The organism is Arthrobacter sp. 001422645, from assembly GCF_059816125.1.
The window spans coordinates 141,851-161,970 of the sequence record NZ_JCBANT010000003.1; the positions used below are offsets into that span (position 1 = coordinate 141,851).

A 20,120-nucleotide genomic window follows, 5' to 3' on the forward strand; every position below is an offset into this window, starting at 1 on the left:
CAGTGGTCCTTCGACTCTCCAAGCTGTTCCTGCGCACCCTGCGTGAAGATCCCGCCGACGCCGAAGTGGCCAGCCACCGGCTCCTGGTCCGTGCTGGGTACATCCGCCGCGCCGCCCCGGGCATCTACACCTGGCTTCCGCTGGGCCTGAGCGTGCTGCGCAAGGTGGAGACGATCATCCGCGAGGAAATGTCCGCCATCGGCGCGCAGGAAGTCCACTTCCCGGCCCTGCTGCCCAAGGAACCCTACGAGGCCACCAACCGCTGGACCGAGTACGGCGAGGGCATCTTCAGGCTCAAGGACCGCAAAGGCAACGACTACCTGCTGGCGCCCACGCACGAGGAAATGTTCACCCTGCTGGTCAAGGACCTGTACTCCTCGTACAAGGACCTGCCGCTGAGCATCTACCAGATCCAGAACAAGTACCGCGACGAGGCACGTCCCCGGGCGGGTCTGCTGCGCGGCCGCGAATTCATCATGAAGGACTCCTACTCCTTCGACGTCGACGACGCCGGCCTGGACGCCAGCTACGAGGCGCACCGCGGCGCCTACCTGAAGATCTTCGAGCGCCTGGGCCTCGAGGTCGTTCCGGTATCCGCCACCGCCGGAGCCATGGGCGGGTCCAAGAGCGAGGAATTCCTGCACCCCACCGAGATCGGCGAGGACACCTTCGTGCGCTCCGCCGGCGGGTACGCAGCCAACGTGGAGGCCGTGACAACCGTTGTCCCCGCGGACATCGACTTCAGCAACGCCCCGGCTGCCGAAGTCCGCGACACCCCGGATACCCCCACCATCGAGACGCTCGTGGATGCCGCCAACGTCCTGGTGCCCCGGGCAGAGGCCGACGGCGGCGCCTGGACTGCCGCCGACACGCTCAAGAACGTCGTCCTCGCCGTCACCCTGCCCACCGGCGAACGCCAGCTCGTCGTCATCGGCGTTCCGGGCGACCGCGGCGTGGACCTCAAGCGCGTGGAAGCGAACATCGGCTCCTTCCTGCCCATCGCCGGTGAGATCACCCTCGAAGCCGCCGGCGAGGAGGACCTCAAGAAGCAGCCCCTCATCGTCAAGGGCTACCTCGGACCGGGCCTGTCCCTCGACGCTCCGCTGCTCGGCACCGAAGGGGCCGCCAAGCTGCTGTACCTGGTGGATCCCCGGGTGGTCAGCGGCACCGCGTGGGTCACCGGCGCCAACGAGGCCGGCAAGCACGTCTTCGGCCTGGTCGCAGGACGCGACTTCGGCTGGGACGGCGTCATCGAGTGCACCGAGGTGCGCGCCGGCGACGAAGCCCCGGACGGCTCCGGCCCGCTGGAAACCGCCCGCGGCATCGAAATGGGCCACATCTTCCAGCTCGGCCGCAAGTACGCCGAAGCCCTGGAACTGAAAGTCCTGGACCAGAACGGCAAGCAGGTTGTGGTGACTATGGGGTCCTACGGCGTCGGCGTCACTCGGGCCGTCGCGGCCCTGGCCGAATCCAACCATGACGACAAGGGCCTCGTCTGGCCCCGCGCCGTCGCGCCGGCCGATGTCCACGTTGTGGCCGTGGGCCGCGGCGAGGAAATCTTCGCTGCAGCCGAGAAGCTGGCGCTCGAGCTTGAAGCCGCCGGCCTCGACGTGATCTACGACGACCGTCCCAAGGTGTCCCCGGGTGTGAAGTTCGGCGACGCGGAGCTGGTCGGCGTGCCGACCATCCTCGCCGTCGGGCGCGGGCTGGTGGACGGCGTGGTCGAGATCAAGGACCGCCGCAGCGGCAACGCCGAAAACATCGCCGTTGAGAAGGCTGTCGACTACGTGGTCGACGCCGTCCGCAACCACTAGCCCGCACTTCCAGGCGTGGTTTCCGGACTCGAATCAATCGAGCTCAGCACCCTCATCCTGATCGTGGTCGCCGGCTTTGCCGCGGGCTGGGTCGATGCCGTCGTGGGCGGCGGGGGACTGATCCAGCTCCCGGCGATGCTGCTGGTGCCGGGCATCAGCCCGGTCCAGGCGCTGGCGACGAACAAGATGGGGTCGATTTTCGGCACCACTACCAGCGCCGTCACGTACTACGGCCGGGTGCGGCCGGATCTGCGCACAGCGCTGCCCATGGCCGTCATTGCCATGGCCGGGAGCTTCGGCGGGGCCGTGCTCGCGGCCAACCTCCCGGCCAGCGTGTTCAAACCCATCATCCTGGTGGCGCTGGTCGCCGTCGCGCTGTTCACCGCGTTCCGGCCCAACGTGGGGGAGCTGACCAAGCTGCGGCACAACGGCCACCGGCACTATGTGCTCGCGTGCCTGATCGGCGGTGTGATCGGCTTCTACGACGGACTGATCGGCCCCGGCACTGGGTCCTTCCTGGTCATCGCGCTCGTCTCGGCCATGGGCTATGCCTTCCTCGAGGCCAGTGCCAAGGCGAAGATCGTGAACATGGCCACGAACGCCGGGGCCCTGCTGTTCTTCGTGCCGCACGGTGCCGTGCTGTGGGGTCTTGGGCTGGTCCTTGGCGTTGCGAACATGGCCGGCGGTTACCTCGGCGCCCGGACAGCCGTGACGCAGGGAAACAAATTCATTCGCATCGTGTTCCTCGCCGTGGTGGCGGCGCTGATCGTCAAGCTCGGCTCCGACATCTGGCACGACAACTTCGCCTGACACCCCTCCCCGTCCCCGTGGCCGCGGGCGTAGCATGCAGCTATGTCAGCTCCTGAAGAACGCTACAGCGACGCCCTGGAGTCCGCTGCCCGGCACGCGCGCCGGTGGCTGGAGAGCCAGGAGACACGGCACGTGGGCCCGCGGGTGACCGCGGCGGACCTCGCGTCCGCCTTCGGAGGTCCGCTGCCCCGCGGCGGAATGCCGGCGGCGGAGGTGGTGGACTACCTGGCCGCGAAGTCCGAACCGGGGCTTATGGCCATGCCCTCCGGACGGTTCTTCGGCTGGGTCATCGGCGGCACCCTGCCGGCCGCGCTGGCCGCGGACTGGCTGGTTAGCGCGTGGGACCAGAACGCCGTGCTCCGCTTGGCCACCCCAGCGACGGCGGCCATCGAAGAGGCCGCCGGCGCCTGGCTGCTTGAGCTGCTGGGTCTCCCAGAAGAATCCGACGTTGGTTTTGCCACCGGCGCCACGATGGCGAACTTCGCCGGTCTCGCCGCCGCGCGGTGGCGCCTGATGGCCGACGCCGGCTGGGACCTCGACGGCGACGGCCTCGCCGGCGGCCCGCGGATCCGCTGCTTCGTGGGCCAGGAACGACACGACTCGATCGACCTCGGCCTGCGGTATTTGGGGCTGGGCCGGCCCACGGTGGTCCCCGCGGACCGGCAGGGCCGCATCGACCCGTGGGAGCTGGACCGGGCCCTGGGCAGCGCCGTCGAGCAGGCGTCAGCCACCGGATCCGGCCCGGCCCCGCTGTTGGTCTGCCTGCAGGCCGGCAACCTGCACTCCGGGGCCTTTGATCCGTTCCTGGAGGCAATCGCCGTCGCAAAGGCACGCGGCGCCTGGGTTCACGTGGACGGCGCGTTCGGGCTCTGGGCCGCGGCCGTCCCGGAGCTCGCCGCCCTGACCGCGGGGATGCAGGGCGCCGACTCGTGGGGCACCGACGCGCACAAGACCCTCAACGTGCCCTATGACTGCGGGATCGCGGTGGTGCGGGATGCCCGGGCCCTGCGCGCGGCCATGGGCCTGCACACCAGCTACCTGATCCAGGATGCGGACGGCGCGGCGGACCCCTTCGAGTCCGTACCGGAATTGTCCCGCCGCGCCCGCGGGGTGCCGGTCTGGGCCGCGCTGAAGTCACTGGGCCGGGACGGCGTCGTCGCCCAGGTCCGCGGGCTGGTGCTGCACGCCCGGCAACTGGCGGAGCGGCTGTCGGCGCTGGACGGCGTCGAGGTGCTCAACGACGTCGACTACACCCAGGTCTCGCTGGCCTTCGGCGACGACGCGACGACCCGCGCGGTAACCGCCCGGATCATCGCCGACGGCAGGGTCTGGATGTCCGGATCGCGCTGGCAGGACCGCGACATCCTGCGGATCTCGGTCAGCAACTGGAGCACGGACGACGCCGATGTGGCAGTCGCCGTCGACGCCGTCCGGGACGCCCTGGCGGCGGTCCGCGGGTCCGGCGGCTAGCCGCCGGCTTCCCCGGGCGCCGGCAGTTCGTGCGGCGCGGGAAGCCCGGGGAGGGTCCGGCCGGCCAGCGTGCTGGCCACCCAGAGCGACCGGGCAAGGTCGCCCTCGTGGCGTGGCTTCGCGGCGTACCAGAGGGCGTTTTCCACCTCGCGGGCCAGGCTCCATTGCAAGGCCACGTCGGCGTCGAGCCCTGCGGCCATGCTGAAGTCCTTGCAGCGCTCCAGCAGGCCCCGTTGGGGATCGGCCCGCGGCAGCTCCCGGATCCGGTTCCACAGCAGCGGTGCCACCGCGAATTCGGCCTCGCCGATCATGGGCTGCGGATCGATCGCGGCCCAGCCATCGCCCGGTTCACCTCCGTCGCCCTGCCGTTCGTCGCGGCCGGGCCGAGCCAAGATATTGAGGTAGTGCAGATCGGTATGCACCAGCACGTCCTTTCCCGAGCGGCGGCCGACGGCCCCGCGGGTCTGGCAGACCTCCAGCGCCGCTTCCAGCAGCCAGCGTGGGAAGGGCCGGCCCAGCCGGTCCCAGCTCTCCGGCAGCTCATCACTCCACTGCTCGGCCCGGGCCGCGACGTGGTTGAACTCCCGCCATTCAGGCCGCCCGTCCGGGGCAAGGCTCAGCTGGCGGACCAGCGCGCCCCAGACCGGAACGGCCTCGTCCATGGGCACGTCCTGGAGGGAACGGTCAGCGGCCAGGCGTTCCAGAAGCAGTGCACCCGCATCGGCGTCGTGGGCAAGGAGCCGCACCGCCCCGTGCCCGTTCCAGAGGGCCAGGGCATGGGGTTCCACGAGGGCTTCGTCGTGCGGATAGGCGACTTTCAGCACGGCGGCTATACCGCCGGCGGCGTCACCAACTGTGACTTTACTGACTGCGTCGGTGCGGCGCCGCACCGGGACCACGATGGCCCCGTGGCCGTTCCACGGCAGTGCGCCGGGCGCGAGGTCCAGCTCAAGCTGCCACTGCTCCAGGCAGTGCCTGACCAGCCGGGGCAGCGAGGAAAGCCAGTCGCGGCCGGGGGAGCTGCCGCCGTAGCGGCGGCCGAGATCGGGCGGAATGGGGATGTCTGCAGGCTGGCTCATCGGAGCCAGCGTAGTAGCTGGCGTGCGTCAGACGGTGATGCCGCTGGCGCCGAGCCAGCTGCCGATGAGGAAGGTCGCGATGAGCGCCGCGGCCCCGCCGATCACCACGCGGACGGCCGCCTTCGTCTTGGAGCCGCCGCCGATCCAGGCGCCGATGGCTCCGGTCAGGGCCAGGGCGACCAGCACGGCCACGAACGTCAGCGGCACGCGGATGTCCTCCGGCGGCAGCAGGATGGCCAGCATGGGCAGGATCGCGCCGATGAGGAACGCCGCGGCGGAGGCGAACGCGGCGTGCCACGGGCTGACAATGTCCGTTTCGTCGATGTGGAGTTCCGCGGAAAGGTGGGCACCGAGGGCATCGTGGGCAGTGAGTTCCTTCGCCACCGTGCGGGCCGTGTCGGCGCTGAGGCCCTTACCCTGGTAGATCGCGGCGAGTTCCTCGAGCTCCTCCTCGGGCTGTTCGGCCAGTTCCCGGCGTTCCTTTTCGATCAGGGCCTTCTGACTGTCCTTCTGGCTGCTCACGGAGACGTACTCGCCCAGGGCCATCGAGATTGAACCGCCCACGACGCCGGCCGCACCGGCGACGAGGATCGGCCCGGAATCAGTGGTCACGCCGGCGACGCCCACCACGATGGCGGCGACGGAGACGATGCCGTCATTGGCGCCCAGCACGCCCGCCCGCAGCCAGTTGAGCCGGTGCGCGATGTCGTTGTGGTGGGGTTCGTTCTCATGCTGGGTGGGGGCGGCTTGGCTGTCCATGACTACAGCAAAGCACCGGAGCCCACGGTTGGCCAGCATGAGGAGGCTAAGCAAAGTAAGCCCCGGCTTCCCCGGTGAGGGGAAAACCAGCAGGCTAGTGGCTGGGAGTGGGCGACGGCTCGGGCAGTTCCGGGAACTCTTGCGGGTCGGCCGCCAAGCCGGGCAGGGCGCCGGTCTCCGCTCCCCAGAGAGCTGAGCGGCGGGCTGCACCCACCAGGCCGGAGATCGCCCACTGACGGGTCTGGCCATCGCTCAGGCCCACGAGGTCGCCGTAGGCGGTTAGCGCCGAGGCCTCCAGAGCGCCGAGACCGGCGGCGGGGGAGGCGAGGAAGTCCGGCGCCAGGGTGTAGCCGGCCTCCCGGGGCGGCACCGGGGCGCAATGCACCCTGCTCAGGCCTTCAGCGTCCGTGGCGAGGGACTCGTGCCTGGTGAGCTGCCGCGACGCCGGGACGGCGGCGTCGCCGTCCATCCGGGTCAAGGCCACCTGATAGCCGTATACGGATTCCAGCTCGGTCCGCACGATGGCCGCCAGCGCTCCATGCAGCGTAGCGGCGGGGGAGTCCTGGTCAGCCGAAGCACCCGCCGGGGAGGACGACGGCGACCCCGTGGCGCCCGGGCAATTGCCGGACAGATCGTCGATTTCCGGGACCCCGACAGCGGGATCGGGCCCGGCGGGGGCCGGGGCCCCTGCGGCCGCGGCCAGGGACGACGCCTGGAGCAGCTGGGCGGTTCCGACGGCGGCCAGCAGCCTGGCCATGCCGCCGTCGGACTCGGCAGCGTCGGCGAACCGTTGCGAGGCGCTGGCCGCCAGTTCCGTCGCCAGCGCGGCGGCCGTAGCAGGCGGAGGGGAAGCGGCAGGGGAAACAGACGCGGAAGCGGTGGGGGAATCGGACGGGGAAGCAGACGCAGCAGCGGAAGAGGAGCGGGCCGGCGCCGGAAGGGAAGCCGGGACGCTTTGGCCCGGCACCAGGAGGGCCCGGGCCTGGCTTGTCAGCAAACTCACAGTCCCCGCCACGGCGGCTTTTTCGTCGCCCGCGGTGGAGCGGCCAAGTTGCTCGCCGGCAGCCCGCAACCGCAAGGTGTCAGTGAGCGCAGCGGACCTCGCCTGTTCGGAAAACGGCGGTTCGGCAGGCGCTGGAGGGCTCACCGGACGCAGTGCCATACCCAGGCTGACCACCACCAGGGCAAGGCAGGCCAGAAGTGCGACGCGGGGAATGAGCTCCCGCCGCCGCTTTTCCCTGGTGTCGTCATTCACAACAGACCATTTTGTCATGGTTGGCATGCCGGCCGGGAACTGAAGTGCACCACGGCGCCCGGAAAATGGCTAGGCTAGTACACACAACATCATCTAACGGGAGGCGGCCGGCATCATGACCAACGCAGAAGCCACGACTTCAACAGACCGGACCGGAACGGGTAAGGCTGAAGCCGCACCCGCCCACAACTTCGAGGCCGAGCGGTTGCATGCCCTCCTGGAGCCCGAAGTTCTCGCAAACCGGCTGTATCTGGAGGACGTTTCCATTCATGTCGCCGGTGCCAACCGCGTAGTCCACGTAGTGGTGGACCTGCCCCAGGAGGAGACCGGCGGCGTCGGTCTCGACGTCATCGCGGAGATCTCCAAGACCCTCTCCGACACCCTGGACAACGATCCCAGCACCGACTCACGCCCTTACGAGCTTGAAGTCTCTTCGCCCGGCGTTGGCCGGCCCCTGACCGAAGAACGGCACTGGCACCGCGCCCGCGGCCGGATGGTCAAGGTCAACGTCCTGCAGGGCGAGAACGTCACCGGCCGGGTCCAGACCGTCGACGACGACGGCGTCACGCTGGTCCCTGAGATCACCGTGAAGAAGGGCATGAAAGCCAAGCAGGGCGAGCCCATCAAGCTTCCTTTCGACAAAATCCGCAGTGGAAAAGTCGAAATAGAGTTCAGCCACCTCGACGAGGCCGGCCTGAAGAACGCAGACAACGGACCTTCTGAGGAGGCCTAATGGATATTGACATGAGCGCACTGAGACTCCTGGAGCGTGAGCGTGAAATCCCGCTGGATCTCCTGATTCCAACCATCGAGCAGGCCCTGCTGGTGGCCTACCACAAGACGCCGGGAGCCTTCGAGAAGGCCCGGGCCGAGCTGGACCGCAAGAGCGGGCACGTGACCATCTGGGCCACCGAGATCGACGACGACGGCGCCCCGGTCGGCGAATTCGAAGACACCCCCGCCGGCTTCGGCCGCATCGCCGCCAGCACCGCGCGGCAGATCATCCTGCAGCGCCTGCGCGACGCCGAGGACGACAACGTGCTGGGCCAGTTCAAGGGCCGCGAGGGCGAGCTGGTGGCCGGCACCATCCAGCAGGGCAACAACCCACACATGATCCAGGTCAACCTGGGCACGGTGGAGGCACTGCTGCCGCCGCCCGAGCAGGTCCCGGGGGAGAAGTACACCCACGGAAACCGGCTCCGTGCCTTCGTCATCGATGTACACCGCGGCACCAAGGGCCCGTCCATCACACTGTCCCGGTCCCACCCGGGTCTTGTGCGGAAGCTCTTCGAAATGGAAGTTCCGGAAATCGCGGACCGTTCCGTGGAGATCGTCGCCTTGGCCCGTGAGGCCGGACACCGCACCAAGATGGCCGTCAAGGCCAACAACCCCGGCATCAACGCCAAAGGCGCCTGCATCGGCGAAATGGGCTCCCGTGTCCGCGCGGTCATGAATGAACTCAACGACGAGAAAATCGACATTGTCGACTACAGCGACGATCCGGCGACGTTCATCGCCAGCGCGTTGTCCCCGTCGCGGGTGAATTCGGTCACCATCACGGACGAGGCAACCCGTTCCGCGCGCGTGGTGGTCCCGGACTACCAGCTCTCGCTCGCGATCGGCAAGGAAGGCCAGAACGCCCGTCTCGCCGCCAAGCTCACCGGCTGGCGGATCGACATCGTGTCCGACGCCGCAGCCGGCCGCGACAAATAGCTCCAGAGAATTCGGTCCCCGCATGCGGGAACCGGCACCAGGCCCGCAAATCAGGCCCGCCCGTCAGCGTCCGCGTCCCCGCAAGTTCGGGGGCCGGGCGCTTGAGGGGCTAGAATAGACATGACCGCGCCTAACGGCCGGTATCCGCGTGTCCTCGATGCGTCCGGGTTTCAGTCCGGCGAAGGTGTTGTTCGCAATCCTTGGCCAGGCAAGCTCCGGGAGCCCGGGGCCGGCAGATATGTACTGGCAGGAAGATACTCGTAAGTGGCACATGTGCAACACCTCGAGAATCAGCCGCAGCGTACCTGCATCGGATGCCGGAAAAAAGGTCCGCGGTCGGAGCTACTCCGGCTCGTCGCCGACGGCAGCGGTTCACCCGCCGTCGTGGTGGATGAACGACGCCGGATGGCTGGCCGGGGTGCATGGTTGCACCTCAGCGAAAAGTGCCTGGCACTGGCGGTCAAACGTCGAGCGTTCGGTCGCGCCCTCAACGGCGCTGCCGGAGCAGCCGACGTCGAACGCCGGATCCTGGCAGGCACGCAAGCCGTGGACACCCCGGTGGCCGCAGCAACAACCGTCCAACCTGAAAGCGGGTCAGAAAACTGATGGAAACCCGATGAGTTCCCAGCGATGAGTGCGCAACGATGACAACTTTGTTGCGCTCTGCAATGGGCCTTTCAGCTGCACTCGCGGCGGAGGTCCGCAGTAAGAAGTAGACGGTTCGTGCCTGGCTCGGTGCGGACCGAGACAGGAGAAATGTGGCCAAGGTCCGCGTACATGAGCTTGCTAAAGAGCTCGGTATTACTTCCAAAGATGCAGTAACCAAACTGCAGGAACTGGGCGAATTCGTTCGCTCCGCCTCTTCCACCATTGAGGCCCCCGTTGTGAGGAAACTCCGCAACGCTTACCCCGACGCAGCCGCGGCTTCGAAGTCCGAAGCACCCGCGTCCGCCCCCAAGGCACCCGCCAGCCCCTCGGCAACCCGTCCGGCGCCCGCGCCGGCCCCGGCAGCGCCGGCAGTTGCAGTGACCAAGACTGAAGCTCCGGCTCCGGCAGCAGCTGCTCCGGCACCCAGCGCCGCCCCGGCAGCCCCTGCCGCACCGGCAGCCCCCGCCGCCCAGGCTCCCGCTGCCCAAACTCCGGCTGCGCAGGCTCCGGCCGCGCCGTCGACGGGCATCAAGCCCGGCGCACGTCCGGCTCCCAAGGCTGAAACCCCGGCTGCTCCGGCACGCCAGGGCTCGGCTCCCCGCCCGGGCGGTCCCCGTCCCGGCAACAACCCGTTCGCCACGTCCCAGGGCATGCCCCGCGGCCGCGGCGGCGACAACGATCGTCCCTCACGTCCGGGCAACAACCCGTTCGCTCCTTCCCAGGGCATGCCGCGTCCGGGCGGAAGCCGCACCGAGGGCGAACGCCCCGGCGGCCCGCGTCCCGCAGCAGGCGCTGGCGGTCCCCGTCCGGGTGCTCCCCGCACCGGCGGCGCTCCGGGTGCACGCCCGGGTGCTCCCCGTCCGGCAGGCGCCCCCGGCGCAGGCCGTCCGGCAGGCGCTGGCGGAAACCGTCCGACTCCCGGCATGATGCCTAACCGCACCGAACGTCCCGCACCGGCTGGTGCAGGTCGTCCCGGCGGCGGCGCACGTGGTCCGGGACGTCCGGGTGGCGCTCCAGGTACCGGTGCTCCCGGTGCCGGTGGCGGCGCTCCGGCCGGCGGCGGCTTCGGCAAGGGTGGCCGCGGTCGCGGTGGCACCCAGGGTGCTTTCGGTAAGGGCGGCGCAGGCCGTGGCAAGCAGCGCAAGTCGAAGCGTGCCAAGCGTCAGGAACTCGAGCAGATGAGTGCTCCGTCGCTGGGTGGCGTGAGCGTACCCCGCGGCGACGGCAACACCGTAGTCCGGCTTCGCCGTGGCTCGTCCATCACGGACTTTGCCGACAAGATCGAGGCGAACCCCGCCGCGCTGGTGACCGTGCTCTTCCACCTCGGCGAAATGGCCACGGCCACGCAGTCGCTGGATGAAGAGACCTTCGCCCTGCTCGGCGAGGAGCTTGGCTACAAGCTCCAGGTCGTGTCCCCGGAGGATGAGGAGCGCGAGCTCCTGTCCGGCTTCGACATCGACTTCGAAGCCGAACTCGAAGCCGAAGGCGACGAGGAACTTGAGGCACGTCCTCCGGTTGTCACCGTCATGGGCCACGTCGACCACGGTAAGACCCGTCTGCTCGATGCCATCCGCAAGTCCGACGTTATGGCGGGCGAGCACGGCGGTATCACGCAGCACATCGGTGCATACCAGGTCACTCACGCTCACGAGGGTACCGATCGCAAGATCACCTTCATCGATACTCCGGGCCACGAGGCGTTCACCGCCATGCGTGCCCGTGGTGCGAAGGTCACCGACATCGCCATCCTGGTGGTTGCAGCGGACGACGGCGTAATGCCGCAGACCATTGAAGCCCTTAACCACGCCCAGGCGGCCAACGTGCCGATCGTCGTGGCCGTGAACAAGATCGACAAGGAAGGCGCCAACCCGGAGAAGGTCCGCGGCCAGCTGACCGAGTACGGACTGGTCCCGGAAGAATACGGTGGCGACACCATGTTCGTGGAGGTCTCTGCCCGCCAGAACCTGCACATCGACGAGCTGCTCGAGGCCGTTCTGCTCACCGCAGACGCAGCCCTGGACATGCGCGCCAACCCGAACAAGGACGCCCGCGGTATCGCGATTGAAGCCAACCTGGACAAGGGCCGCGGTGCGGTTGCTACCGTCCTGGTGCAGTCCGGCACCCTGAACGTCGGCGACACCATCGTGGCAGGCACGGCCCACGGCCGCGTCCGTGCGATGTTCGACGACGACGGCAGCGCCCTCACCCAGGCGGGTCCGTCCCGCCCCGTTCAGGTACTGGGTCTGTCCAACGTCCCGCGCGCCGGCGACACCTTCTTCGTGACCGCTGACGAGCGCACCGCCCGCCAGATCGCCGAGAAGCGTGAAGCTGCGGACCGCAACGCCGCCCTGGCCAAGCGCCGCAAGCGCATCAGCCTGGAAGACTTCGACCAGGCCGTCGCCGATGGCAAGATCGACACCCTCAACCTCATCCTTAAGGGTGACGTGTCCGGTGCTGTGGAAGCCCTCGAAGACGCGCTGCTCAAGATCGACGTCGGCGAGGGTGTCCAGCTCCGCGTTATCCACCGCGGTGTCGGTGCGATCACGCAGAACGACGTCAACCTGGCGACGGTCGACAGCGCCGTCATCATCGGCTTCAACGTCAAGCCCGCTGAGCGTGTTGCCGAACTGGCAGACCGCGAAGGCGTGGACATGCGCTTCTACTCCGTCATCTACGCAGCAATCGATGACATTGAGGCGGCCCTCAAGGGCATGCTCAAGCCGGAGTACGAAGAGCACCAGCTTGGCACCGCCGAGGTCCGCGAAGTGTTCCGTTCCTCCAAGTTCGGCAACATTGCAGGCTCGATCGTGCGCTCGGGTGTTATCCGACGCAACGCCAAGGCACGCATCAGCCGCGACGGCAAGATCATCGGTGACAACCTCACCGTTGAGACGCTCAAGCGCTTCAAGGACGACGCCACTGAGGTCCGCACGGACTTCGAGTGTGGTATCGGGCTTGGTTCGTTCAACGACATCACCGAAGGTGACATCATCGAGACCTTCGAGATGCGCGAAAAGCCGCGCGTCTAAGGTGTTGCTTCGGTGGCGGGGCCGTCGGAAATTTTCCGGCAGCCCCGCCCAAGGTGCGGGGCCGTTGGATTCTTTCCGGCGGCCCCGCCCCTTCGCCGGACGGTTTCCGATCTTCGATCGCAAACCGCCCGGCTCCGACAGGCCCGATGCCACTCCCTGGCCGCCGGAAAGAATCCAACGGGTCCGTCGTAGACTCGCTTTAGGCGCGTGGCAACAAACCCAAACGTGTGTACGTGAGCCGTTAACGCGCCGTCGTACATCCAAATTCTTTAGGAGTGGAAATGGCTGATCCCGCACGGGCTGCCAAGTTGGCGCAGCGGATTAAGGTTGTTGTTGCTGAGGCGCTGGGCCGGAGGGTCAAGGATCCTCGGCTTGAGGGCGTCACTGTTACCGATGCGCGGGTGACCAACGATCTTCAGCACGCCACCGTCTACTACACGGTGTTCGGCGACCAGTTGGTCCAGGCCGAGGCCGCCAAGGGGCTTGAGAAAGCCAAGGGCGTGCTGCGTCAGGAAGTCGGCCGGAACATCACCGTCCGGCTGACCCCCACCCTCGAGTTCGTGGCGGACCAGATCCCGGTCAATGCCTCGAACCTGGAGGAACTGCTCCGGGCCGCGAAGAAGCGCGACGCAGAGGTGGCCGCACTCGCTGCCAGCGCAAAGCACGCCGGCGACGCCGACCCCTACAAGAGCGATACTCCGCAGGACGTGGAGCTCGACGAGGACGATTTCGACGAAGAGGACCTGGACCTCATCGACGAAGACGACGTCGACGAGGACAGCAACAAGTAGCCCAGCAACAACACAGTCACTGAACAACTGAGTTTCTGTACCGAAATGGCCGGCCCCCGCAGGGGGACCGGCCATTTTTGTCGGGTTCTCGGTGGGGGACAGTTCTGTCCGATCAGTCGTCGTCGAGCTCCAGGTACACGACCCTGCCGTCGGGCGGCCCATTGGGGCCGGGCAGCGCGTTGACCGTGGCATACAGGGTGTCCCCGCGGAGATCGACGTCGGCTGTGAAGACGGCGGCCAGCACCACGGTCTGTTCGCCTGAGTCCGGATCAATCTTGAGGACGCCGTCGCCGAAGAGCGAGGCAACGTACATGTCGCCGTTGTCGGCCAGGGCCAGTCCGGTAGGCGTCAGTATGTCATCCGCCACCAGCTCCACGTCGTGGCCGTCCGGGTCCACCTTGAAGATCGCCCCACGGGCGCCGAGCTTCGGGTCTTCCGGGCCGCCCGGGAGCGAGGTCACGTACAGCCAGCCGTCACGCCCCACGGCGACATCCGTCGGGACGGCTTCGAAGTCGTATGTTGATCCCACCACGCAGTCCGGCAGGCCATTGGCTGCCGCGACGTCCTTGGTGATCTCATACGGCCGCGGCGGCAGCACCGCGACGGTCTCGGTCGTTCCGCTGCTGGTGTCAACGGAGACCACGCTGTTCGCCCCGGCATCAGCCACGTAGATGGTCTCGTCGGTGAGCGCGATGCCGTACGGGTGCGAATCTACTTCTCCCTCGTAGGTTTCGGGCATCGTGGGAGGCAGTTTCGCCGCGCAGCCATCCGGCAGGTCGCGGTAGCCGTACCGGGTTTCGCCGTCGGCGTTCTCTTCCGTTTCCAGCGTGGCGAAATCGCCAAGAGTCCGCTGCTTCCCGTCTTCGTCGATGATGCGGACGTGACCGGCCAGCGCTGCAGGGTTGGGGCCGGCGCCCTTGCTCTCCAGGACATACGTCTCGCCATCCTGGTGGGCATTACCCGCAACACTCCAGTCAGGAGTTTCGTAGAGGACGTGTCGGGTGCCCTTCGAGTCGACCCGGGTCAGCCGGCCGCCGAAGGACTCGCTCACCGTCACGGAGCCGTGGCGGCCGGCAGTGACATGCAGCGGGCCCACCAGCTTGTCGGTGAGCACCACCGGAGCCTTCGCTCCGGTGGTCCCGCCAGAGGATATGCCGGTGGCATTGTCCGGGGCGGCGCCGGCAGGTGCCCCGGTCGAGAGGAACACGGCCGCCGTGGCGGCCGTGGCTAGCAGTGACAATCTCATTCCCATGGTTGGCTCTCCCGAGGCGAGTGATGGCGTATCCAGACCACTGAGACCGCTGAGACCATTGAGACCGGTGGATTGGCCGCCGGGATGATTCGAGGCGGCCCCTATAGCGGATATTAGGCCGCGGGAGCCACAAAGTCGATGACCTTCCGGCACACACGGATCCTCCGCGGCCGACGGTGGTTCTGGCTATGATCGGACCATGGCGACTCCACCCCCGGCCCCTGACATCAACCGATTCCTGGATCAGGCCATCCAGCTCGCCGCCGGGAGCGCGGCCGACGGCGGCGGACCGTTCGGGGCGCTGGTGGTGACGGCCGACGGGCGGGTCCATACGGGCGTCAACCGGGTGGCCCGGGACAACGATCCCACCGCCCACGCCGAAGTGGTGGCCATCCGCACGGCCTCGGCGGCCGCCGCCAACTTCGATCTCAGCGGTGCCGTGCTCTACGCAAGTTGCGAACCGTGCCCGCTGTGTCTCGCCGCGGCCCTGTGGGCCCGGGTGGACCTGGTCTACTTCGCCGCGGACCGGCACGCGGCGGCCGCCGCCGGGTTCGACGACGCGCTGTTCTATGAGTACTTCAACGGAACCCGGCCGGAACTCATGCCGGTCCGCCAGGCGGCCGTCCCGGCGTCGGACGTTCCTTTCCAGGCGTGGCGCGAGAACCCGGACCGCATCGAGTACTGAGGCGGCCGGCGCCGGCCCCGGGGTCTTTGGACTCTATGCCCTTTCCGCGCCGGGGCGTCCCATGGAACCATGACTGCGGGGACACCGAAAGGCGGCGGGCCGTGGGTTCCAGCTTGACCAAGTGCCCCCACTGCGGGAAGACCAACCGGATCCCGGCGTCGGCTCCCGGTCACCCGCGCTGCGGCAACTGCCGCAAGGACCTGCCCTGGATCGTCGCGGCCGGCGATGCCGACTTCGCCGTTATCGCCGAGCAGTCCTCGACGCCGGCGCTGATCGACTTCTGGGCTGCCTGGTGCGGTCCCTGCCGCATGGTCAGCCCGGTGCTGGACAAGCTGGCCCAGGAGCGTGCCGGCCAGGTCAAACTCGTCAAGGTCGACGTCGACACGTCACCGGCACTCTCGCAGCGCTTCGGCATCCAGGCGATCCCGACCATCCTGCTGATCAGGGACGGCAAAGTAGTTGCCCGCCAGGCGGGCGCACCTCCCGCCGCGGCCCTGCGCCAATGGCTCGACGGGGCGTTGGCGGCGGGCCGTCCGTGACGGGCCCAACGGCGAGACGGAGGAAGCAATGACCGAGATAGTGCGCTACGAGGTGGGATCCGGGACCGTCCTGGTGGAGGTCGCGGACAACAGCTTCGGCGTCGAGCGGCCCGCACGGAACGAGCAGGGAATTACGGACGCCGGGCGGCGGCTGGAAGATGCGCTCTCCGCCATCCGGCCGGCGGCCAACGCGGCGGCGGAGGTCCTCAAGGAAGTCGGCGCCGAGCGCCTGGAACTACAATTCGGCGTGAAGCTGGCCGGGGAGGCAGGGGCGATCATCGCGCAGAACTTCTCCGAGGGCCACTTCATCGTCACCATGTCCTTCACTCAGGCGCCCGCCGCGCACCTGGCACCGGAGGAAGAAATCATGCTGTGAGCGGCTTCAGCGACGCCTGCTCCGCGCTCCCTGGGCTCCCAGACCGCCCAGGAAAGGCGAGCCGACCCCCAGCAGGAAGCCGAAGTCGTACCAGTTCCCGGCACGGGCCGAATTGTAGAACGGAAACTCGCTCCACTGCCCGAAGACGTGGACGATCAGCACAATCCACGCCGTGAGCCCGTTCCAGATGCCCCATAACAAGTCCTGCCACCACATGTGAACCTCCCTCACCGGGCCCGGATACACCAGGCACGGAACAACCAACCCGGGACGGACGTCCGGGGACGCGCGCGGAAAGCATGCGTTGCGCTCAGGGTAGGCGCTGCCCGCCCCCGGCGGTAGGGGACAGGGACCCGCTGGCGCTGCCCTCAGCCCAGCCGGGCCGGGAGCCGGCCGAGGCCTTCCACCAGTTCAGCCTGACTGCCACACAGCGCAATCCGGATCCAGCCCTCGCCGATCGAGCCGAACGCGGTGCCCGGGGCAAAGGACACCCCGGAATCGGCCAGGAAGCGCCGGACCCAGGAGCGCACATCCCCGCCGCTGACGTGGGACACATCGGCCCAGAGGTAGAAGGCCCCTTGCGCGGTGAGGAACGGGATCGCCTTGGCCTCCAACACCGCCGAGGCGGCGTCCCGGTTGGCCCGGTAGTGCGCGTGGGCGTGGCTGACGTAGTCCTGCGGGCCTGTCAGTGCGGCCAGCGCCGCGTACTGCGAGGGGGAGGCCACGCAGGAGACGATCGCCTCCATCACGTTGTTCATTTGCTGCTCCAGGCCGGGCGGGCAGATCAGGGCGCCGATGCGCAACCCGGTCAGGCCGTAGGTTTTGGAGAGCGTGAGCGAGGTGAACACGCGGGCTTCGCCGGCGACATCGCTGTCGAAGCGTGCCGGGCTCACATGCGGTACGTCGTAGGTGAACGCCTCGTAGCATTCGTCGGAGATGATCCACAGGTCGTGGCGGACGGCCAGTTCCACGAGGCTGCGGGTCAGCTCCTCGCCCAGGACGGCACCCAGCGGATTCGACGGCGAGTTGAGGATCAGCACCTTGGTCCGCGGCGTGATGAGCTCCTCGATGTCCGCGATCCGGGGCTGGAAGTCGTGTTCGGGGTACAGCGGGTACTGGATGGGGACGGCGTGCAGCAGGCTGGACGTCATCGCGAAGGTGGGGTAGCCCGGATTGGGGATCAGGATCTCATCGCCGGGGGAGAGCAGCAGGCTCATCGCGAAGTGCAGGCCCTGCTGGGCGCCGTCGACGACGTATACCCGGTCCGCCCCGACCGGCGTCGCGTTGTGTTCGCGGAACCTGGCCGCGAACGCCTCGCGCAGGGCCGGGATGCCGGCATTGGGGGTGTAATTGGTTTCGTCGCGGTCCAGGCAGGCCATCCCGGCGTCGAGGATATGGCGGGGCACGGCGAAACCCGGTTCCCCGATGCTCAGGACGATCGCCCCGGGAGTTCCCCAGGCGGCCTCGGTGATCTCGCGGATCTGGTTGATGGGAACATCGCGGACGTGGGCGGCTAGCTCGGGCATTCTGCCATCCTAGCCGTCGCGTGCAGCTCCCGCGCCGGGGGCAGCTCCGGCGCAGATATACTGGGAAGCGTGCTTTCTGGACTGGTAATAGTGGACAAGCCGCAAGGCTGGACCAGCCACGATGTGGTTGGACGGATGCGGCGGATCGCCGGTACCCGAAAGGTGGGCCACGCCGGAACGCTGGACCCCATGGCCACGGGCGTCCTGGTGGTCGGTATCAACAAGGCCACCCGGCTGCTCACCTATATCGTGGGCACCTCCAAGACCTATACGGCCACCATCCGGCTGGGCGAATCAACTGTCACCGACGACGCCGAGGGTGAGGTCACCGCCACCCGCAGCGCCGCCTCGGTCACCGAGGAAGCGGTCCGCGCCGGCGTCGCCGCGTTAACCGGGGAGATCGAACAGGTTCCCAGCAGCGTCAGCGCCATCAAGGTCAACGGCGAACGCGCCTACGCGCGGGTCCGCTCCGGCGAAGAAGTCAAGCTGGCCGCGCGTCCCGTCACCATCCACCGCTTCGAGGTCCACGGGCTCCGTCCGGCGCGCGGCGGCGAGGCACTGGACGTGGATGTCCTTGATGTGGATGTCACCGTGGAGTGCTCCTCCGGCACGTACATCCGGGCGCTGGCCCGCGACCTGGGCGAGGCGCTCGGCGTCGGCGGTCACCTGACGGCGCTGCGCCGGACCCAGGTGGGCCCCTACACTCTGGACCAGGCCCACACTCTCGAACAGCTCGCCGAAGAGCTGGACGTGCTGGAAATGTCGCAGGCCGCCCGGGCACTTATGCCCAACCGCGAACTCACGGACGAGGAAACCACCGAGATTTCCTTCGGCCGCAGAATCGCCGCAGGTGCGGCCGCCGGAACGCCCGCCGCAGCCACGCCGGAGAGCCCGGCCGCCGGCTTCGCGCCGGACGGGACGCTGGTAGCGCTGCTGGCCGACGCCGGCAGCTACGCCAAGCCGGTGCTGGTCTTCGCGCCGGACAATGAGAAGCGGGCCCCGCAGCCGCCGACGGCGGAACGGCAGGCAGGGCAGTAGTGGACGCGTATTTCTACATCATCATGGTGGTCGGGCTGGTTTCCACGGTCATCTGCCTGACCGCCGGCATCCTCAAAAAGGCGCCGAACGACACAACGATCCTCTCGGTGGCCGCCGTCGAACTGTCCCTGCTGGTGCACCTGGTCGGTTCGATCGTGCGGGTCGCGGCCGGCGAGCCGATCGCGGGGGAGCCCTGGGAGTTCTGGGGATACCTGCTGACGGCCCTCCTGCTGCCGGTCGCGGCGGTCTACTGGGCCATCCTGGAACGCACCCGCTGGAGCAACTTCGTGCTGGCCGCCGTCGGCGTCACCGCCCTGGTGATGGCGGCCCGAATGAATCAGATTTGGTACTGACATGGAAGAGGCAAAGAACGTGACGGCGAAACCTTCGCACGAGGACATCGGAACGACGCCGGGCGCTGTTCCGCCAAGCGCCGTCGCCTCCGGATCCACCGCGGCCGGCGACCCTTCGGCGGCACCGGTGGCGCGCGACACCCGTAACACCGGTCCCGGCCGTCTGCTGATTGCCGTCTACGCCGTCTTCGCGATCTCGGCGACGGCCCGGGCGGGTTACCAGATCCTCACCAAGTTCTCCGAGGCCCCGCTGGCCTACCTGCTGTCGGCGTTCGCCGCCGTCGTCTACGTCGTGGCGACAGTGTCCCTCGCGAAGTCCGGCCGCACCTGGTTCAAAGTCTCCGTCGCGGCAGTGCTCGTGGAACTGGTGGGTGTGCTGGTGGTCGGGGCACTCAGCGTGTTCGACTCGGTCAACTTCCCGCATGAGACTGTCTGGTCCCTGTTTGGCCGCGGATACGCATTTATCCCGCTGCTGCTGCCGGTCCTGGGCCTGATCTGGCTGTACCGCCGCCGTCCGGCGCCGAAGCGGACCTGAACGCATTAGTCCGCGGGCCGGTCCAGTTCCTGGAACAGCGTGATTTGGAGCCCGGCAGGGCCGTTCAGCCGTGAGTTCAGGGAGCGCCACGGTGTTTCCCGCGGCTCCGCGATGAGGGTGCCGCCGGCCTCCACGAGGTCCCGCGTCGCCGCTTCCGCGTCGTCAACTTCGAAGGCCACCCGGATCCTGGCGCTCGGCTGACCGTCGGCTTCCACCTGGTCAATGTATTTGACCTGCGCCGGGTTGGAGAGTTCCACGGTGGCGCGGCCCGCATCCAGGATCGTGATGCGTGCTTCGCCCTCGCTGGGGACCGTCTCGCGTTCCACGAGTCCGAGAACGTCACGGTAAAAGGCCAGGGCGGCGTCGTAATCCTCCGTCTTAACGACGAGACGCAGCTGCCGAACAGGAGGTGGGGTGTGATTTTCGGTAGTCATACCCGAACCCTAGA

General features: G+C 68.1%; 21 protein-coding genes. 14 read left to right on the forward strand and 7 right to left on the reverse strand.

All coding sequences use genetic code 11. The features are described 5' to 3' along the window. Nucleotides 1-2 precede the first annotated feature (2 nt). The 3 genes from AC6EUH_RS05690 to AC6EUH_RS05700 are packed head-to-tail and all read left to right on the forward strand — an operon-like array spanning nt 3 to nt 4,094. Complete coding sequence (locus AC6EUH_RS05690) at nt 3-1,814, forward strand: proline--tRNA ligase (protein ID WP_499738041.1); 1,812 nt, start codon at nt 3-5, stop codon at nt 1,812-1,814. A 15-nt stretch (nt 1,815-1,829) separates the two neighbouring features. After that, nucleotides 1,830-2,624: a sulfite exporter TauE/SafE family protein gene (locus AC6EUH_RS05695; RefSeq protein ID WP_499738042.1), complete on the forward strand. Its 795-nt coding sequence runs from the start codon at nt 1,830-1,832 to the stop codon at nt 2,622-2,624. A gap of 42 nt (nt 2,625-2,666) precedes the next feature. Continuing rightward, nucleotides 2,667-4,094 (forward strand): pyridoxal phosphate-dependent decarboxylase family protein, encoded by a 1,428-nt coding sequence (locus tag AC6EUH_RS05700; protein ID WP_499738043.1) that lies wholly within the window; start codon nt 2,667-2,669, stop codon nt 4,092-4,094. Here the strand turns inward: AC6EUH_RS05700 and AC6EUH_RS05705 are convergent. The 3 genes from AC6EUH_RS05705 to AC6EUH_RS05715 all read right to left on the reverse strand — a co-directional run bounded on the left by AC6EUH_RS05705 (nt 4,091) and on the right by AC6EUH_RS05715 (nt 7,205). Next, a complete protein-coding gene (locus AC6EUH_RS05705) occupies nt 4,091-5,173 on the reverse strand; it encodes an aminoglycoside phosphotransferase family protein (RefSeq protein ID WP_499738044.1) in 1,083 nt (360 codons plus the stop codon). The genes AC6EUH_RS05700 and AC6EUH_RS05705 overlap by 4 nt on opposite strands. Nucleotides 5,174-5,200: 27 nt before the next feature. After that, the gene (locus tag AC6EUH_RS05710) at nt 5,201-5,932 is read right to left on the reverse strand and encodes a VIT1/CCC1 transporter family protein (protein ID WP_056432851.1); all 732 of its coding nucleotides are present in this window, start codon (nt 5,930-5,932) and stop codon (nt 5,201-5,203) included. A gap of 94 nt (nt 5,933-6,026) precedes the next feature. Next, the gene (locus AC6EUH_RS05715; RefSeq protein WP_056432529.1) at nt 6,027-7,205 is read right to left on the reverse strand and encodes a ferritin-like domain-containing protein; all 1,179 of its coding nucleotides are present in this window, start codon (nt 7,203-7,205) and stop codon (nt 6,027-6,029) included. Between the two features lie 97 nt (nt 7,206-7,302). Between AC6EUH_RS05715 and rimP the strand changes: the two genes are divergently transcribed. From rimP to rbfA, 5 genes are all read left to right on the forward strand, one after another. Beyond that, the gene (rimP, locus tag AC6EUH_RS05720) at nt 7,303-7,920 is read left to right on the forward strand and encodes a ribosome maturation factor RimP (protein ID WP_056432526.1); all 618 of its coding nucleotides are present in this window, start codon (nt 7,303-7,305) and stop codon (nt 7,918-7,920) included. Continuing rightward, nucleotides 7,920-8,900, forward strand: a complete 981-nt coding sequence (nusA, locus tag AC6EUH_RS05725) for a transcription termination factor NusA (RefSeq protein WP_056432523.1) — start codon at nt 7,920-7,922, stop codon at nt 8,898-8,900. Before rimP ends, nusA begins: the two co-directional genes overlap by 1 nt. A 273-nt stretch (nt 8,901-9,173) precedes the next feature. Continuing rightward, nucleotides 9,174-9,506: a YlxR family protein gene (locus AC6EUH_RS05730; RefSeq protein ID WP_499738109.1), complete on the forward strand. Its 333-nt coding sequence runs from the start codon at nt 9,174-9,176 to the stop codon at nt 9,504-9,506. Between the two features lie 152 nt (nt 9,507-9,658). Further along, a complete protein-coding gene (gene infB / locus AC6EUH_RS05735) occupies nt 9,659-12,577 on the forward strand; it encodes a translation initiation factor IF-2 (RefSeq protein WP_499738045.1) in 2,919 nt (972 codons plus the stop codon). Nucleotides 12,578-12,858: 281 nt separating this feature from the next. Then, nucleotides 12,859-13,368: a 30S ribosome-binding factor RbfA gene (gene rbfA / locus AC6EUH_RS05740; RefSeq protein ID WP_056432514.1), complete on the forward strand. Its 510-nt coding sequence runs from the start codon at nt 12,859-12,861 to the stop codon at nt 13,366-13,368. Nucleotides 13,369-13,480: 112 nt separating this feature from the next. Here rbfA and AC6EUH_RS05745 read toward each other — a convergent pair whose 3' ends face one another. After that, nucleotides 13,481-14,614 carry a ScyD/ScyE family protein gene (locus AC6EUH_RS05745; RefSeq protein ID WP_499738110.1) on the reverse strand — a complete coding sequence of 378 codons (1,134 nt, stop codon included), beginning with the start codon at nt 14,612-14,614 and terminating at the stop codon, nt 13,481-13,483. Nucleotides 14,615-14,819: 205 nt separating this feature from the next. Between AC6EUH_RS05745 and AC6EUH_RS05750 the strand changes: the two genes are divergently transcribed. The 3 genes from AC6EUH_RS05750 (at nt 14,820) to AC6EUH_RS05760 (ending at nt 16,220) form a co-directional block, all read left to right on the forward strand. After that, nucleotides 14,820-15,305, forward strand: coding sequence for a nucleoside deaminase (locus tag AC6EUH_RS05750; protein WP_499738046.1), 486 nt, complete (start codon nt 14,820-14,822; stop codon nt 15,303-15,305). 101 nt (nt 15,306-15,406) lie between these two features. Then, nucleotides 15,407-15,844, forward strand: a complete 438-nt coding sequence (gene trxA, locus AC6EUH_RS05755; RefSeq protein WP_056432507.1) for a thioredoxin — start codon at nt 15,407-15,409, stop codon at nt 15,842-15,844. A gap of 28 nt (nt 15,845-15,872) precedes the next feature. Further along, nucleotides 15,873-16,220: a CU044_2847 family protein gene (locus tag AC6EUH_RS05760; RefSeq protein ID WP_499738047.1), complete on the forward strand. Its 348-nt coding sequence runs from the start codon at nt 15,873-15,875 to the stop codon at nt 16,218-16,220. 6 nt (nt 16,221-16,226) lie between these two features. Here AC6EUH_RS05760 and AC6EUH_RS05765 read toward each other — a convergent pair whose 3' ends face one another. Next, nucleotides 16,227-16,436, reverse strand: a complete 210-nt coding sequence (locus tag AC6EUH_RS05765; protein ID WP_056432501.1) for a hypothetical protein — start codon at nt 16,434-16,436, stop codon at nt 16,227-16,229. A 152-nt stretch (nt 16,437-16,588) separates the two neighbouring features. Continuing rightward, nucleotides 16,589-17,746 carry a pyridoxal phosphate-dependent aminotransferase gene (locus AC6EUH_RS05770; RefSeq protein WP_056432498.1) on the reverse strand — a complete coding sequence of 386 codons (1,158 nt, stop codon included), beginning with the start codon at nt 17,744-17,746 and terminating at the stop codon, nt 16,589-16,591. Nucleotides 17,747-17,815: 69 nt separating this feature from the next. On the opposite strand from AC6EUH_RS05770, the gene truB reads away from it, so the two are divergent. From truB to AC6EUH_RS05785, 3 genes are read left to right on the forward strand one after another with little or no spacing between them, the layout of a single operon-like run. Then, nucleotides 17,816-18,784 (forward strand): tRNA pseudouridine(55) synthase TruB, encoded by a 969-nt coding sequence (gene truB, locus AC6EUH_RS05775; protein WP_082492798.1) that lies wholly within the window; start codon nt 17,816-17,818, stop codon nt 18,782-18,784. After that, the gene (locus AC6EUH_RS05780; protein WP_499738048.1) at nt 18,784-19,137 is read left to right on the forward strand and encodes a hypothetical protein; all 354 of its coding nucleotides are present in this window, start codon (nt 18,784-18,786) and stop codon (nt 19,135-19,137) included. The genes truB and AC6EUH_RS05780 overlap by 1 nt, the downstream gene beginning before the upstream one ends. A 1-nt stretch (nt 19,138) precedes the next feature. After that, complete coding sequence (locus AC6EUH_RS05785; RefSeq protein ID WP_499738049.1) at nt 19,139-19,672, forward strand: hypothetical protein; 534 nt, start codon at nt 19,139-19,141, stop codon at nt 19,670-19,672. Nucleotides 19,673-19,677: 5 nt separating this feature from the next. On the opposite strand, the gene AC6EUH_RS05790 is transcribed toward AC6EUH_RS05785, so the two are convergent. Further along, nucleotides 19,678-20,106, reverse strand: coding sequence for a VOC family protein (locus AC6EUH_RS05790; protein ID WP_499738050.1), 429 nt, complete (start codon nt 20,104-20,106; stop codon nt 19,678-19,680). Nucleotides 20,107-20,120: the final 14 nt, after the last annotated feature.